General features: G+C 67.2%; 14 protein-coding genes and 1 tRNA gene. 10 read left to right on the forward strand and 5 right to left on the reverse strand.

Annotated elements, in window-relative coordinates; translation table 11 throughout:
* Positions 1 to 87 precede the first annotated feature (87 nt).
* Together NO360_RS01145 and NO360_RS01150 are read left to right on the forward strand one after the other, a co-directional pair.
* Complete coding sequence (locus tag NO360_RS01145) at positions 88 to 708, forward strand: DUF8121 family protein (protein WP_256305545.1); 621 nt, start codon at positions 88 to 90, stop codon at positions 706 to 708.
* Complete coding sequence (locus NO360_RS01150) at positions 705 to 974, forward strand: hypothetical protein (RefSeq protein WP_256305546.1); 270 nt, start codon at positions 705 to 707, stop codon at positions 972 to 974. The genes NO360_RS01145 and NO360_RS01150 overlap by 4 nt, the downstream gene beginning before the upstream one ends.
* Positions 975 to 1,401: 427 nt before the next feature.
* Here NO360_RS01150 and NO360_RS01155 read toward each other — a convergent pair.
* Positions 1,402 to 1,476 (reverse strand) — tRNA-Val (locus NO360_RS01155).
* Between the two features lie 292 nt (positions 1,477 to 1,768).
* Here NO360_RS01155 and trpD point away from each other — a divergent pair.
* From trpD to trpG, 4 genes are read left to right on the forward strand one after another with little or no spacing between them, the layout of a single operon-like run.
* Complete coding sequence (trpD, locus tag NO360_RS01160; protein WP_256305547.1) at positions 1,769 to 2,791, forward strand: anthranilate phosphoribosyltransferase; 1,023 nt, start codon at positions 1,769 to 1,771, stop codon at positions 2,789 to 2,791.
* 4 nt (positions 2,792 to 2,795) lie between these two features.
* Entirely contained in the window at positions 2,796 to 3,488 is a 693-nt protein-coding gene (locus NO360_RS01165; protein ID WP_256305548.1) for a phosphoribosylanthranilate isomerase, read from the forward strand.
* A complete protein-coding gene (gene trpE / locus NO360_RS01170; RefSeq protein WP_256305549.1) occupies positions 3,485 to 5,248 on the forward strand; it encodes an anthranilate synthase component I in 1,764 nt (587 codons plus the stop codon). Before NO360_RS01165 ends, trpE begins: the two co-directional genes overlap by 4 nt.
* Positions 5,245 to 5,943 (forward strand): anthranilate synthase component II, encoded by a 699-nt coding sequence (gene trpG, locus NO360_RS01175; protein WP_256305550.1) that lies wholly within the window; start codon positions 5,245 to 5,247, stop codon positions 5,941 to 5,943. Before trpE ends, trpG begins: the two co-directional genes overlap by 4 nt.
* Before the next feature lie 18 nt (positions 5,944 to 5,961).
* On the opposite strand, the gene NO360_RS01180 is transcribed toward trpG, so the two are convergent.
* Entirely contained in the window at positions 5,962 to 6,183 is a 222-nt protein-coding gene (locus NO360_RS01180; RefSeq protein WP_256305551.1) for a DUF8029 family protein, read from the reverse strand.
* Between the two features lie 513 nt (positions 6,184 to 6,696).
* On the opposite strand from NO360_RS01180, the gene NO360_RS01185 reads away from it, so the two are divergent.
* The 3 genes from NO360_RS01185 (at position 6,697) to NO360_RS01195 (ending at position 11,447) form a co-directional block, all read left to right on the forward strand.
* Complete coding sequence (locus tag NO360_RS01185; protein WP_256305552.1) at positions 6,697 to 9,843, forward strand: adenosylcobalamin-dependent ribonucleoside-diphosphate reductase; 3,147 nt, start codon at positions 6,697 to 6,699, stop codon at positions 9,841 to 9,843.
* Positions 9,844 to 10,117: 274 nt separating this feature from the next.
* Positions 10,118 to 10,228 (forward strand): HVO_2523 family zinc finger protein, encoded by a 111-nt coding sequence (locus tag NO360_RS18840; protein WP_305149101.1) that lies wholly within the window; start codon positions 10,118 to 10,120, stop codon positions 10,226 to 10,228.
* Between the two features lie 184 nt (positions 10,229 to 10,412).
* A complete protein-coding gene (locus NO360_RS01195) occupies positions 10,413 to 11,447 on the forward strand; it encodes a phytoene/squalene synthase family protein (RefSeq protein ID WP_256305553.1) in 1,035 nt (344 codons plus the stop codon).
* A gap of 7 nt (positions 11,448 to 11,454) precedes the next feature.
* Here NO360_RS01195 and cruF read toward each other — a convergent pair whose 3' ends face one another.
* Genes cruF through NO360_RS01210 form a run of 3 tightly spaced genes read right to left on the reverse strand, consistent with a single transcriptional unit; the run spans position 11,455 to position 14,727 of the window.
* Entirely contained in the window at positions 11,455 to 12,363 is a 909-nt protein-coding gene (cruF, locus tag NO360_RS01200; RefSeq protein ID WP_256305554.1) for a bisanhydrobacterioruberin hydratase, read from the reverse strand.
* A complete protein-coding gene (locus NO360_RS01205) occupies positions 12,356 to 13,219 on the reverse strand; it encodes a prenyltransferase (protein WP_256305555.1) in 864 nt (287 codons plus the stop codon). Before NO360_RS01205 ends, cruF begins: the two co-directional genes overlap by 8 nt.
* A gap of 5 nt (positions 13,220 to 13,224) precedes the next feature.
* Positions 13,225 to 14,727 carry a phytoene desaturase family protein gene (locus tag NO360_RS01210; RefSeq protein ID WP_256305556.1) on the reverse strand — a complete coding sequence of 501 codons (1,503 nt, stop codon included), beginning with the start codon at positions 14,725 to 14,727 and terminating at the stop codon, positions 13,225 to 13,227.
* A gap of 115 nt (positions 14,728 to 14,842) precedes the next feature.
* Here NO360_RS01210 and NO360_RS01215 point away from each other — a divergent pair, with 115 nt between their 5' ends.
* Complete coding sequence (locus NO360_RS01215; protein WP_256305557.1) at positions 14,843 to 15,622, forward strand: SDR family NAD(P)-dependent oxidoreductase; 780 nt, start codon at positions 14,843 to 14,845, stop codon at positions 15,620 to 15,622.
* The last annotated feature ends 19 nt before the right edge of the window (positions 15,623 to 15,641 follow it).

A 15,641-nucleotide genomic window follows, 5' to 3' on the forward strand; every position in this document is an offset into this window, starting at 1 on the left:
AGTTTCTCGACCGTGACTCGAACGTGAGTGCTCGGAGTTGGGCGCCTATTTCTTAACACTCTTGCCGGTACCAGCGAACCGACACCCATGCGCCGTCGCGCGTTCCTCGCGTCCGCCCTGACCGCTGCCTCCATCCCCGCTGCAGGGTGTAGTGCTGTCGAATCGCGAACCGAACACACGGACCCGACGGTGGAACCCGACGACAACCCCCGTGATGATGGGAAATACCTCGAATTTCGCGAAGACGACACTGCTCTCGCCACCGTGGGCGTCGACCCCAGGTTCGACCCCTTGCCGGAACACTTCTTCACGTCGATCTCGCACCCCGAGGACACCGAACTGCAGTCGCTCACACAGCGGTTTGTGGCGCTGGGCGGTGACGGAACCCCGCCGCAGCTCTCGCTCCAAGGCCCGTTTATGGGCGACTACGAACCCCATCCGTCCGTGTCGCTGTTCCGAGAGGGATCGGCTGCGGTCCTCGAAGTCCACCGGTTCGGTGAGATCGCCGACGAAACCGTATTTATCGAGCTTCCGGTCACCCGATGGCCGGAGTCGGACGGTCGACTCGTCGTCGAGAGTACCGTCGAACTCGTCAACCCAGGGCTTATCGACCGGACGCACGTCCTCGGCGGACGACTCGAATTCGAGTTTTCCGCTGAGACCGGATCCGACGAACGAACCGCTGACACGCCGGATACGTCGAGGTGAGGCCATCGATCGAGACGCGACCGGCGGATCTCTACGCGCGGGTCGAATCGGAGAACCAGCCCGGGGAGACGCTGGTGGAGACGCTCGAACGGCTCGTCGACGACTACACGCTGCTCGATTTCGCCGACGATATGGCCGACCTGAGTGAGCACCACTGGGATCCCGAAGCCCTGGAGGACGAGCTCGAAACCGCGGATCGAGAGAGCCGAACCGGACTCGACGAACCCCTTCCGTGGTTCTCGACACCCAGTTTCTCGGACAGTTAGCCGCTCAGGATCGTGCTGCTCGGGCCCGCCCGTCTCTCGGACGCTACAGTCGCCCGTGAGCGCTCTGTGGCGCTGCTGCAGCGAGACCTCGTAGGTCGTCTCGGAATCCGGAAGCGTGACGAGCCACGTGCCCCAGGCGATCCGCTCGATCAGCGCTGCATCCGGGTCCGCTCGACGCCAACTATCGCAGTTCTTGTCTCGTTTCTGGACGAACGCGAGCGGCGTCACGAGCGGCACCTCCCTTTATTACGTGCAGGACACCCATCGTCCGCTTCGAATCGGCCGCCGCGAAAGTCACAAACCGCCTGCACGTCGCCGCTCTCTGCCGCTGGCGACGACTTCGAGTCACTGCGCAACGGATACACGCCCTGCGAAAGCCGCTGGTATAAAGGGGTCTCTACGTGTGTCGATTCTACTTATGAAAGAGTGGGTTGGGGCGAATTTGAATCGCCGGCCTCCTCCATGTCAAGGAGGTGTCATAACCAGACTAGACCACCAACCCGCCTGGTCTGCGTTCGGTCGCGCCCTGTTTGAGCGCATTACTCAGTTTCCCGGGGACGTAATTGAAGGTTTCGTTTCGGGAACGGACGGTGCCGTCGTCCGATTTTCCGACGGACGGCCGGCCTTCGTGCTCTCGTCGTCGTCGTTGGGGAGAGTCGGCCGTGATTCTGTGCTTGGGTTGTCTCGGTGTAGTGGCCTTCGCGCGCGCCGTGTCGACATCGAACACTCCGACAGCCTTATGCTAATGAACGGATTTGTTCACTATAACCCGAACACGTACATCGGTGACCACGATGACACTGCAAGAATACATCGAGCGCGCGACCGGCGGCGAGGACCTGACACAGGAAGAATCCCGCGAGGCGGCCAGTCTCGTCTTCGAGGACGCGACTGAGGCCCAGATCGGCGCGTTGCTGGCGGCGCTGAGAGCGAAGGGCGAGACCGAAACGGAAATCGCGGGCTTCGCGCAGGGGATGCGCGACGCCGCTCGGACGATCCAGCCGGATCGAGCCCCGCTCGTCGACACCTGCGGCACCGGCGGCGACGACTACAACACGATCAACGTCTCGACGACGAGCGCGATCGTCGCCGCGGGCGCGGGCGCGGCGGTCGCGAAACACGGCAACTACTCCGTCTCCTCCTCGTCGGGGAGCGCCGACGTCCTGGAGGTCGCCGGCGCGGACGTCGAGGCCGAACCGCCCGCCGTCGAGGAAGCTATCGAGCGCGACGGGATCGGCTTCATGCTCGCCCCGGTCTTCCACCCGGCGATGAAGGCGGTCATCGGGCCACGGAAGGAACTCGGGATGCGGACGATCTTCAACGTGCTCGGCCCGCTGACGAACCCCGCGGGCGCGGACGCCCAGGTCGTCGGCGTCTACGACGAGGCCCTCGTTCCGGTGCTGGCCCGCGCCCTCTCGCATATGTCCGTCGAGCGCGCGCTCGTCGTCCACGGCTCCGGGATGGACGAGATCGCACTGCACGACGAGACCGCCGTCGCGGAGGTCGACGGCGACGGGATCGAGGAGTACGCCATAACGCCCGAAGAGATCGGACTCGACGCCGCGCCGATCGACGCCGTCGCCGGCGGGTCGCCCGAGGAGAACGCGGCGGACCTCCGCGGCATCGTGACCGGTGAGGTGACGGGAGCCAAGCGAGACATCATCCTCGCGAACGCTGGCGCGGCGATCTACGTCGCCGGCATCGCCGACAGCATCGACGAGGGCGTCGAGGTCGCCGCGAACGCGATCGACGAGGACGACGCCGCGTCGACGTTTTCGGACCTCTGTGAGCCGATCGACGCCGCGGTGGAGCGCTGATCCGATGGTCCGGGTGAAGATCTGCGGCGTGACGAACGAGTCAGACCTGCGAGCCGTCGATACCGCCGGCGCGGACGCCGTGGGCGTCATCGCAGACGTCCCGGTCGACACGCCGAGGGAGGTGTCGCTCGACGAGGCGAGAGACCTCGTCGGCGCCGCACCGCCCTTCCTCACGACGACGCTCGTGACGATGCCCGATACCGTCGCGGACGCCGTCGACGCGGCCGTGCGGGTCGAGCCGGACGTGCTCCAGCTCCACGGCGATTTCGACCCCGAAGAACTGGATGCGATCCGCACAGACGTCGCCGCCGACCTCGTTGCGGTCGTCGACGCCGCAGACCCCGAACGCGCTCGCACCGTCGCGCCGGCGGTCGACGCCGTTCTCGTCGACTCCGTGGACGAGTCGGGCGCGGGCGGAACCGGCGAGACCCACGACTGGGCGGCGACCGCGGAGGTCGCGGCGACGCTCGACGCGCCGGTGATCCTCGCCGGCGGGTTGAGCCCCGAAAACGTCGCCGAAGCGGTCGACGCCGTCGACCCGTACGCCGTCGACGTCGCCAGCGGCGTCGAGCGGGCCGGCGGACGGAAGGACCGCGACGCCGTCCGCGCGTTCGTCGCGAACGCGCTCGGCGCGGGAGCGGAGCGCGAAGACGGGAACGGGGACGGACAGCCCCGGGCCGAGGGGGTGTCGCCGTGACCGACGCGACGACCGGCGAGGCCGATGCGACGGCGGCCACGAAGCTCTCGCGCTCCCGCGAATCGTTCGTCGCGGACGTCGCGGCGGCCACGGAACGGGCGGACGGGCCGGTCGTCGCGCACGTGACCGCCGAAATTCCGGACGTGACGCCGCTGACAGCCTACGCCGCGCTCGCGGGGCGGAGCGATTACGGCTTCCTCCTCGAGAGCGCTGAGAAGACGCCGTCGAGCGATCCGGCGGGCGCGTTCGCTCCGGCGCACGCCACGACGGACCGCCACGCCCGGTTCTCGTTCGTGGGCTACGACCCGGACGCGGTCGTCACCGTCGATCCGGACGGCGTCGACGTCGAGCGGCTGGGGGGGCGGGCAGCGGAGTACGTCGCCGCGGCCGACGAGAGCGAAACTACACGTGACAGCACCGACCGCGACGTCCTGGACCGACTTCGATCGGCGTTCCCGACGCTGCCGCGGGTCGGTTTCCCGGACGACGACCGCCAGCAGCTCCGGGGCGGCCTCGTCGGGTTTCTGGCGTACGAGGCCGTCTACGACCTCTGGCTCTCGGAGGTCGGCGTCGAGCGCCCCGAGACGGAGACACCGGACGCGCAGTTCGTGCTCACCACGAAGACGCTCTCGTTCGATCACGCCGAGGACGCCGTCTCGCTCGTTCTCACTCCCGTAGTCGGTCCCGACGACGATCCGGGCGCGGTCTACGACGACCTCCGCGCGGAGGCCGCGGACGTGTCGTCGACGCTCGCGGACGCGACCCCGCCCGAGACGGGGGGATTCGTCCGGAGCGGCGAGTCGGCCGGGCCGCAGGCGGAGTACGAGGCGGCCGTGCGGAAAACGAAAGAACACGTCCTCGACGGCGACATCTACCAGGGCGTCATCTCTCGCGTCCGCGAGCTCCGCGGCGAGGTCGACCCCCTGGGCCTCTACGAGGCGCTTCGGGACGTCAACCCCTCGCCGTATATGTACGTCCTCCGGCACGACGACCGCCACATCGTCGGCGCGAGCCCCGAAACGCTCGTCTCCGTCCGCGGGGACCGCGTCGTGTCTAACCCGATCGCGGGGACGTGCCCGCGCGGGACGAGCCCCGTCGAGGACCGTCGCCTGGCCGGGGAGATGCTCGCCGACGGGAAGGAGCGCGCCGAGCACACGATGCTCGTCGACCTCGCCCGAAACGACGTGCGTCGCGTCTCCGAACCGGGTAGCGTCCGCGTCGAGGAGTTCATGAACGTCCTGAAGTACAGCCACGTCCAGCACATCGAGTCGACCGTGACCGGAACGATGGCCGGAAGCGACGCTCTGGGACGGGCGGACGGCCGCGCCGCCGACGCGTTCGATGCGACCCGCGCGACGTTCCCGGCCGGCACCCTGACCGGCGCGCCGAAGGTCCGCGCGATGGAGATCGTCGACGAACTCGAACGGGTACCGAGGGGCGTCTACGGCGGCGGCGTCGGTTACTACTCGTGGTCCGGCGACGCCGACTTCGCGATCGTCATCCGGACGGCGACGGTGGATCGCAGCGGCGACGAGGACGTCATCACGGTGCGCGCGGGTGCGGGAATCGTCGCCGACAGCGATCCGACCGCCGAGTACGAGGAGACCGAACAGAAGATGGACGGCGTGCTCACGGCGGTCGAGCGGATCGAGGAGGAGTCCGACTCGTCCGAAGCGAGCGACGACGACGACGCGGGATCAGACACGAACGACGACGCGACGCCGGACGACCAGACGGTCTCCGGGGAGGTCTCCCGATGACGGTCCGCCTGCTCGTCGTCGACAACTTCGACTCGTTCACGTACAACCTCGTGGAGTACTTCTCCGAACAGCGGATCGACGGCGAGCGCGTGGAAGTGCTCGTCCGCAAGAACACGGCCGATCTCGACGAACTCCGCGATCTCGACCCCGACGCCATCGTCATCAGTCCCGGTCCGGGTCACCCGAAGAACGAGCGCGACGTGGGCGTCACCATCGACGTCCTCACGACGCTCTCTGAGACGGTTCCCACGCTCGGCGTCTGTCTCGGCCTCGAAGCGGCCGTCTACGCTTACGGCGGCGAGATCGGACACGCGCCGGAACCGATCCACGGGAAGGCCTACCCCGTCGACCACGACGGCCGCGGCGTGTTTGCCGGTCTCGATCAGGGCTTTCAGGCCGGGCGCTACCACTCGCTGGTCGCGACGAGCGTCCCCGACTGCTTCGAGGTGTCGGCGACGACGGCACACGCGGTTTCGGACGGCGAGCGAGGGGCTGACCGAGCGGCAACCGACGGGACGACGGACGACGCCCGGTCGACGGATCTCGTGATGGGCGTCCGCCACCGAGAGTTCCCGATCGAAGCCGTCCAGTTCCACCCGGAATCGGTGCTCACCGGCGTCGGTCACGACGTCGTCCGGAACTTCCTCGAGGCGTACGTTCGCCCCGCCGAATCGGAGACGACGGCGCAGGTCTGACGACCGCCTCGATTCCGATTAGAGCACGTTGATACCGAAGAACGAGAGCACCAGCAGCGCCCCGACGACGACGGCGGCGATCGTAACCAGTCGCCACGCGACCTTGAGCGCGATCCGTCCGACGAGGACGACGATCGCGACTGCGACGATCACGGCGAGTGCCTGTCCGAGCGGTTGGGCGAGCAGCCCGCCGAGTTGCATCGGGACGAGCGCCGCTGTCGACGCGAGTGGAGACGACATATCCGACGCTTTCACCGGACGGAGGAATAAGTCTGTGGGGTGATTGGGACCGGATCGCTGCACCCAAATCGACGGACGGGGTCGGGTCCGGCCGAACGTATACGAATTCTGGCTATTTCACGGTCCGTCTCGGAGGTTCGACGGTGGCATCTCGCGGACATTCGCTAAACGGTTCGCAGCTCGGACGGAGTACTCGCGTCCTCGACACCCCCCTCGGTTCCGCTGGATAGTCGCCGGACAGCGGCGACTCGAGCCGTCTCGTACTTCACTTTCACTCCGGTCTAGGTACCTTCATATTCCTCGTGTCCGTACCCCGCTACGCCACGTCGAACGTGTGGGGACCCCGGCCGAGGATACGGTGCTAATTATGATATTTATTGGTTGAATCGCCGAATACCGAAGCCTTAACCGACCCGCCACACTCACAAGACACCGTTACAAATGATCGCAAATCAGTCACTCACTCGATCCGAGAACGTCCCGTGCGTGCGCACAGGACGGGAGGAACAGTAGATGAGCGAGAAGAACGTGAGAGCCGGCGAACTCGAACTGCCCGTCAAGCGGACCGACGGCGACGCCCTCGAGGAGCGCCTCACCGCGAACGCGTACCACAACATTCTGCCCGCGCGGTACCTCCGCAAGGACGCCAACGGCGACCCCGTCGAGTCCCAGGAGGACCTCTTCCCGCGCGTCGCGAAGAACGTCGCGCTCGCTGAGGCGGTCTTCGAGGCCGAGAAGCGAGACGTCGACATCACAGTCACGCCCGAGCAACTGAAGCCCGACCACCCGCGTCGAGACGAACTCGCCGAGGAAGTGTTCGGCACGGGCGTCACCGCCGACTCCGAGACGGAGACGTCGCTGTCGGTGTACAACGTCAACAAGTTCGCCTACGACACCGTCGTTCCCGACCTCCCCGGGGAGATCCGTTCGGAAGTCGAGGCCAAGCGCGAGGAGTTCGAGACGCTGATGGAGGATCTCTCCTTCATGCCGAACTCGCCGACGCTGATGAACGCCGGCGACGAACTCCAGCAGCTCTCGGCGTGCTTCGTCGACTCCCCCGAGGACGACATCGACGACATCCACCAGACCGCCAAGGAGGCCGCACAGGTCTTCCAGAGCGGCGGCGGGATGGGCTACGCGTTCTGGCGGCTCCGACCGTACGGCGACGCGGTCGGCTCCACCGGCGGCATCGCCTCCGGGCCGATCACGTTCATGCGGACCTACGACCAGCTCTGCGAGACGATCGCACAGGGCGGCGCGCGCCGCGGCGCGCAGATGGGCGTGATGCGGGTCAGTCACCCGGACGTCATCCAGTTCCTCCACGCGAAGAACAAGGACGTCTCCTTGGCGCACACGCTGCGTCTCAACGACCCCGACGACTTCACGCACAACTCCTTCAAGGACGCCCTCGAAGAGGCGCGCGAACTCATCGACGACGAGGGGCGCGTTCCCAAGCACCTCCGAAACGCCGTGGAGGGCCACCTCTCGAACTTCAACATCTCCGTCGGCGTCACCGACGACTTCATGGAGGCGCTGTTCGAGGGCGAGGAGTTCACCTTCACTAACCCGCGCACGGAAGAGCCCCACGTCGCGACCCCCGAGACGAAGGAGCTGTACGATATGTTCGGTCTCGGCGAGCACGTCGAGGTCGGCGAAGTCCTGTCGGTCCCCGCCCAGAAGCTGTGGGACCAGATCGTCGACGGCGCCCACGAGAACGGCGAACCCGGCGTCATCTACCTCGAACGGGTCAACAAGCAGCACTCCTTCGACGTCGAGGAGCACCCCGAGCACCGGATCCTCGCGACGAACCCCTGCGGCGAGCAGCCGCTCGAAGAGTACGAGGCCTGTAACCTCGGGCACATCAACCTCTCGACGCTCGTCGACCTCGACGCCCCCGACTGGCGCGTCTGGTACGACGCCCACGGCGACGAGTACGACGCGTTCGAAGACGCCGTCGACGCGTTCCTCTCGGAGGCCGTCGACTGGGAGGAGTTCGATTACCGCATCGACCGGGGAACGCACTTCCTCGAGAACGTCGTCACGATGTCGGACTTCCCCGTGCCGGAGATCGAACAGAAGGTCCGCGACATGCGGAAGATCGGTCTCGGCGTGATGGGGCTGGCGCAGCTGTACATCCAGCTCGGCATCCAGTACGGCACCGAGGCGGGCAACGAGGTCGCCCGCCAGCTGATGACCCACATCAACCACGAGTCGAAGTGGACCAGCCACGAACTCGCCGACGAGCGCGGCGCGTTCAACGACTGGGACGACTCGAAGTACGCGAACCCGACCGAGTACCGAGAGTGGTTCGAGCACCACACCGGTCTCGACGCCGACGAGTGGGACGACGGGTTCCCGATCCGCAACCACAACACGACCACCGTCGCCCCGACCGGTACGACGTCGATGGTCGGCAACACGACGGGCGGGATCGAGCCGATCTACAACGTCGCCTACTACAAGAACGTCTCCGACGACGTTCAGGGCGACGAGATGCTCGTCGAGTTCGACGACTACTTCCTCCGCGTCCTGGAGGCCAACGACATCGACGTCGACGCCGTGAAGAAAGAGGCCCAAGAGCAGATGGCCGAAAACGAGTTCGACGGCGTCTCCTCGCTGTCGACGGTTCCCGACGCCATCTCGGAGCTGTTCGTCGTCACCGGCGACCTCTCGGGCAAGCAGCACGCCGCGGTCCAGTGCGCCACCCAAGAGGGCGTCGACTCCGCCATCTCGAAGACCTGTAACTTCCCGAACTCGGCATCGAAGGAGGATATGGACGAGGTGTACCGGTACATCTACCGCAACGGCGGCAAGGGCGTGACCGTCTACCGCGACGGCACGCGCTCGAAGCAGGTCCTCACGACGCGCGCGAAGAACACCGACTTCGCCGACGAGAGCGAGGCCGCCGAGACGCTCGTCGAGCAGATCGAGGAGGTCTTCGGCGGCGTCGAGGGCTTCCTCGAGAACGAGAACGTCCGGGCGGCGCTCGACGAGGAGGTCGATCGGCTGCTCTCGGCCGCCGACGGCGAGACCGACCTCGGCAAGAAGCGGCCGCGGCCGGACGTCCTGCACGGCGTGACCCAGCGCATCGACACCGGCTACGGCAAACTGTACGTCAACATCAACGAGGACGAGCACGGACAGCCGTTCGAGCTCTTCGCGAACATCGGCAACTCGGGCGGGTTCACCGCCTCCTTCACCGAGGCGCTCGCGAAGACCATCTCGACGGCGCTCCGCTCGGGGGTCGACCCGAGCGAGATCGCCAGCGAGTTGCAGGGCATCCGCAGTCCGAAAGTCGCCTGGGACAAGGGCGAGCAGATCAACTCCATCCCGGACGCCATCGGCACGGCGATGCGACGCTACCTCGACGGCGAGATCGAGAAGGGCTATCCGCAGCAGCAGAACCTGACCGAACTCTCCGAGGAGTCGTCGGCGGACGCCACGCCGGCGGACCACGAGACCGACGGCGGCGCGGCCGTCGACGTGGGCGACGTCGACGTCGGCCCGGACGCGGAGCAGCCGAGTGCGCCCGACGACGACGCGACCGACGACCTGCTCGCGGCGGGCGAGAGCCCCGAGTGCCCCGAGTGCGGGAGTATGTCGCTGTACTACTCCGAGGGCTGCAAGACCTGCGAGTCCTGCGGCTGGTCGGAGTGCTGACGCTGTCGTAGGCGGACACCGCCCCACGGCGGTCTCGTTCGCCCGATTTCGGTCGTCGTAACCGACGACCCGATCTGCGAAAACGCGAACCTTCTTGTCGACAGCGACCGCCGAGTCGGACGTGAGCGACGCGAACGAGGCGGAGTCTTCGGACGAGAGCGACTTCGTCGAGGCGGGATCGTCGGGCGAGACCGACCGCGCAGAGGCGGGGCCTTCGGCGGGAACCGAGGGCGTCGAGGCGGGGGGCGAGAACGGATCCGAGCGCGTCGAGACGCTGCCCGGCCGGCCGTGTCCCATCTGCGAGCGGTCGATGGCCCACCGCCACTGCAAGTACGTCTGTCCGGAGCACGGCGTGATCTACGACTGCAGCGACACGTTTTGGTGACCCGACAGTTTTCTCGAATCCGCCGAGAAACCAGTATATGAGTTTACTGGCCGTTTCGTCAGTTCTCGTCGACGCCGAAGACGGATCGGCACGAAGCGTTATATGAGTTCGGTCCGTCCATTAGATGACAGATGTGTGGTTCGACGGTACCGCGACGAGATGCCCTGACACGTGATACGTGACGATGGTCGAACAGGAACAGATCCGACAGAGCAAGGCGATCCAACGCCGGACGGGAAAGACCTTCCACCTGGCGACGCGCGTCCTCCCCGAGCGAGTGCGTCACCCGACGTACGTGTTGTACGCGTTCTTCCGCGTCGCCGACGAAGTCGTCGACGCGGCGGAGACCGCCCCGCCGGAAGAACAGCGTCGGCGACTCGAAGAGCTGCGTCGACAGGCGCTCGGCCGCGAGGAGACCGACGACCCCGTCCTCGACGCCTTCGCGGAACTCCGGGAGACGTACGACATCTCGGACGCGGACGTGGAGGTGTTCATCGACGCGATGCGCTCGGACATCGAGACGGATCGCTACGAGACGTACGCCGACTTAGAGGCGTATATGGACGGCTCGGCGGCCGCGGTGGGGCGGATGATGACCGAGATTATGGAGACGCCGCAGGCCGAGCGGGCCCTCCCCCACGCGACGGCGCTCGGCGAGGCGTTCCAGCTGTCGAACTTCCTCCGGGACGTCCGCGAGGACGTCGTCGAACGGGACCGGATCTACCTCCCCCGGGAGACGCTGGAGAAACACGGCGTCTCCGAGGAACAGATCCTGAACTTCGAGTACGACGCCAGCTTCCGCGAGGCGATGCACGAGGAGCTGGAGCGGGCGGAGGCGCTCTATCGCGAGGGCGTCGAGGGGATCCGACATCTCCCCGACGACTGCCAGTTCGCCGTCCTCCTGGCGGCGGTGCTCTACGCGGACCACCACCGCGAGATCCGGCGGCGCGACTGCGACGTCCTCTCGACGACGCCGTCGCTGTCGACGTCGCGGAAGCTGTTCCTGCTCGCGAAGACCCGGCTGTACTGGGCGATCGAACGCGACCCGGTCGCCGTCTTCCGTCGCGTCAGCGTCGTGCCGTACCCCGACGAGAACGAGTCGACCCGAGACCAGGGACACTCCGGTCCCGCGACGGGGCGAACGTGGTGGCCCTGGCCTTCCGGGGGAGTCGGCCGACGGCTCTCGGGGTGGCTGCGGAGTTTTACCCGGGGCGAGTAGTCCGGGGTTAGCGTTTCGAGGGCGCGTCTCGACCGCCGAACAGCGGAATGCCCGCCAGCGGTGCGTCGAACCGATCGGTTCGGAGGAGACCGACGCCGAACAGCGCCGCGAACGCGACCGGGATCCAGTTGCCGAACCACGCGTTGACGCCGCCCCAGAGGATGACGAAGGAGACGAGGTCGTCGAGAAGGAACTCGCAGTCGTCGAGTCGGGCGCGGAGCGCGCGCCGGTCGTACCCCCAGTCGAGCGCGACGACGGCGACCGTCGCGGAGAGCACCCACCCGGCGTAGTTCGAGAGCGGGACGCCGTAGAACGCGCCGCCGCCGGGGTAGACCCAGAAGCCGAGCGCGACGGCACCGGGGTCGAGGACGACGTCCATCGTCAGCACGGTCGCGATCACCGCGAGGAGTCGAACGCCGGCCCGGGCGGCCCGTTCGCCCAGGAGGAGCAGACAGAGGAGATACGAGTTCATCACCAGCGGGATGAAAAAGACCGGGAGTCCGAGCGGGACCCCGCCGACGATCGGTCCGAGGTCGACGCCGTAGAAGAACTCGCCGTAGGGGACGCCCGTGTGGACGCCCAGGAACTCGATTCCGTAGGCGTACAGCGTCAGTGCGCCGACGCCCGCGGCCGCCCGCCGGTCGGTGATCGGGAGGACGCCGACCACCAGCGGCGAGCGCATCACGAGCGTCCCGAGGAGGATCAACAGGCCGTTGAACGCCAGCGGCGCGGGGAGCACGCCCTCGGCGCTGGCCAACAGCAGGACGATGCCGTTCAGCGGGAAGAACACCGAGATAGTGAAGCGGTTCTCGCGCACCAGCCGTTCGAGTCGTCGTTCCCACTCGGCGCGGCTTCGCGGAAGCCGACCGGTGAGAGCGCCGAGTCCGGCAGCGCCGTCGTCGTCGGTATCACGCATACAGGAGCCTCCAGAGTCCGCCGAGCGTCAGGAGCGTGCCCACGGCGGTGTTGAGAATCGGGTACCACCAGTAGGCGCGCTCGACGTCGACGTCCGAGCGGCGGATCCCGAACACGAGCATCGGATAGGCGACGAGCAGGAGGCCGATCCGGAAATCGACGAGCGCGAAGACGACGGCAGCGGCGAGCCAACAGGCGAGACAGTACAGGAACGTCCGCCGCTCGCCGAGGAACGTCGCCGTCGTGCGGATGCCGGCCGCCCTGTCGGGTTCGATGTCGGGGATCGCCGAGAACGTGTGCATCCCCATCGTCCAGAGCCACGCGCCGGCGAGCGCCGCGAGCGGCGGATGCGACCCCGAGACGGCGGCGTAGCCGACGGCCCCGGGGAGGATGTACAGCCCGTTCGAGACGGAGTCCAGGAACGGCGTGGTCTTGAACCGCAGCGGCGGCGCCGAGTACTGGAAGCCGAGGAGGAAGAACCCGACGAGGTACGGCCACGCCACGGGCGGGGCCAGCGCGAACGTGCCGGCGCCGAGGAACGTCGCGGCCGCGATGGCGACGGCGACGACCGGGTCCCCCTGCCACCGGGCCTCCTTGTCTTCCTTCTTCGGGTTCGCGGTGTCGACGTCGGCGTCGAAGACGTCGTTGACGCCGTACAGAAAGACGTTCGCCGGGAGCAGGAAGTACGCGAACAGGCCGAGCGTCACCGGCGTGAACAGGTCCGCCGTCGTCGTCGCCGCGAACGTCACGCCGACGGCGACGGGGCCGGCCAGATAGAGCCAGAAGCGCGGTCGCGACAGCGTCAGCAGATAGCGGAGTCGGTGTGCCGGCCCGTCCCTTCGATATCCCTGCGCCATACGCGTCACTCGGCCCGTTCGGCCATCGCTTCGACGGTGAGTTGGCCGCTGATGAGACACATCGGAACGCCGATCCCGGGCGTCGTGAACGACCCGGTGAAGTACAGCCCCTCGACCGCCTCGGATCGGTGCGGCGGGCGGAACAGCGCGGTCTGTCTGAGCGTGTGCGCGAGGCCCAACGCCGTTCCCTTCGTGCTGTTGTACCGCTCCGCGAAATCGTTCACGCAGAAGGACTCCTCGACGACGATGCGGTCCCTGAGTTCGACGCCCGTGTTCGCCTCGATGTCGTCGAGGACGCGGTCGCGGAACTCCGCGCGCAGTTCGGGGGTGTCCTCCAGACCGGCCGCGATCGGCACGAGCGCGAAGAGGTTCGAGTGACCCTCGGGGGCGACGCTGTCGTCGGTCTCGGAGGGCACGCAGAGGTAGTACGCCGGGTCCTCGGGCCACGCCGGGTCGTCGAAGATCCGCTCGAAGTGCTCGTCCCAATCGGTCGGGAGCACGAGCGTGTGGTGTTCGAGCGGATCGACGTCGCCCTCGACGCCGAGATAGAGGAGGAACGCCGAGGGCGCGTAGGTCCTGGACTCCCAGTAGTCCTCGTCGTACTGGCGCTTCTCGGGCGGGAGCAACTCCATCTCGGTGTGTCGGTAGTCGGCGTCGCTGACGACGTAGTCCGAGTAGAACTCCTCGCCGGCCGCAGTGCGCGTGGCGAACGCCCCCTCGCGACCCGTGATCTCGCTGACGGGCGCGTCCGTTCGGAAGTCGACGCCGAGTTCCTCGCCGAGTTCGGCGATGCCGTCGACGACGCCCCCGAGGCCGCCCTCGGGGTAGTAGACGCCCATATTGAAATCGACGTGACTCATCAGGTTGTAGAGCGCGGGCGTGTTCGTCGGCGCGCCGCCGAGGAAAACCAGCGTGTACTGCATTATCTGCTGGAGCTTCGGGTGCTCGAAGTACTTCTCGACGTGGCTCTGCATCGACCCGATCAGCGAGAGGCCGCGGGCGTTCTTCGCGACGTTCCAGTCGAGGAAATCGGAGATCGAGGTGCGGTCCTCGTAGACGAAGTGTTCCATCCCGACCTCGTAGTTCTGCTTCGATTTCGCCAGGTAGTCGTCGAAGCGCTCGGCCGCGCCGGGCTCGTAGGACTCGAACGTCCGCCGGTTCTGTTCGAGGTCCGGGACCATATCCACGCGGTCGCCGTCTTTGAAGAAGATGCGGTAGTGGGGGTCCAGTCGCGTGAGATCGTAGTAGTCCGCGGGTTCGCGGCCGAAGTGGCCGAAGAATCGCTCGAAGACGTCGGGCATCAGATACCACGAGGGGCCCATATCGAAGCGGAACCCGTCGACCTCCAGTCGACTCGCACGACCGCCCAGCTGTCCGTTCTTTTCGAGAAGCGTCACGTCGGCACCGGCACCGGCCAGATAGCACGCAGTCGAGAGGCCGCCGAAACCGCCACCGACGACGACGACGTCCGCGCCGTCGAGGGAGCGAAAGTCCGGGAGAGCGTCCATATCGACACAGTGGCGCGTCGTGGGTATAAATCGGCTGGCCGAGGCGGCGTCGGTGTCACTCGCCGTCGGACCCACCGGCGAGTACGTTTACCACCGATCGGTCCCAACGTGCGGTATGGACCTCACGAATGCGACGGTTCTGGTCACGGGTGCCAGCCGCGGTATCGGTCGGGCGCTCCTCGAAGCGTTCGCCGCGGAGGGCGCGGCGGTCGTCGGCTGTGCGCGATCCGAAGCGGCGCTTTCGGACGCCGTCGAGAACGCCCGGGCGGCACACCCCGGGGCTGACGAAAGAGCGGAGAACGACGGCGGAGACCCGGCCGGGAGAGGAGAGACAGTGACGGACGGAGAGGGACCCGTCGAGGGCGTCCGCGCCGACGTCCGGACCGAGGCCGACATCGAACGGGTCGTCGAGGTCGCCGCGGCGATCGGCGAGCGGGACGGGATCGACGTTCTCGTCGCAAACGCGGGCGTCAAACACGGCCAGTCGGGAGAGATGCCGATCCACGAGGAGCCGTACGACCGGTTCGACGACACCGTCGAGACGAACCTCCGCGGCGTGTTCAGCGCCGCGAAAGAGACCGTCGGACGGATGCCCGAGACGGGGCGGATTCTCGTGCCCTCGGGATCGATCGCGGTCGACGCCAAAGCGGGGATGGGAGCGTACGCCGTCTCCAAGGCCGCCGCCGAGGCGCTGGTCCGGCAACTCGCCGTCGACGCCGAACAGACCGCAGCGGTCGTCGATCCCGGTCTCGTCGACACCGATCTGAGCGACGGCGACGGCCGGAGCCCCGAGGAAGTCGCCGCGATGTTCGTCTGGGCGGCAGCGGAGGCCGACGCTGACGCGATCGACGGCGAACGGATCGACCTCCGGACCTGGATGCGGGAAACGCGGTAGCGGGCCGGTCACCGCCCTG

It is taken from the genome of Halobellus litoreus (assembly GCF_024464595.1).
GTDB lineage: Archaea > Halobacteriota > Halobacteria > Halobacteriales > Haloferacaceae > Haloquadratum > Haloquadratum litoreum.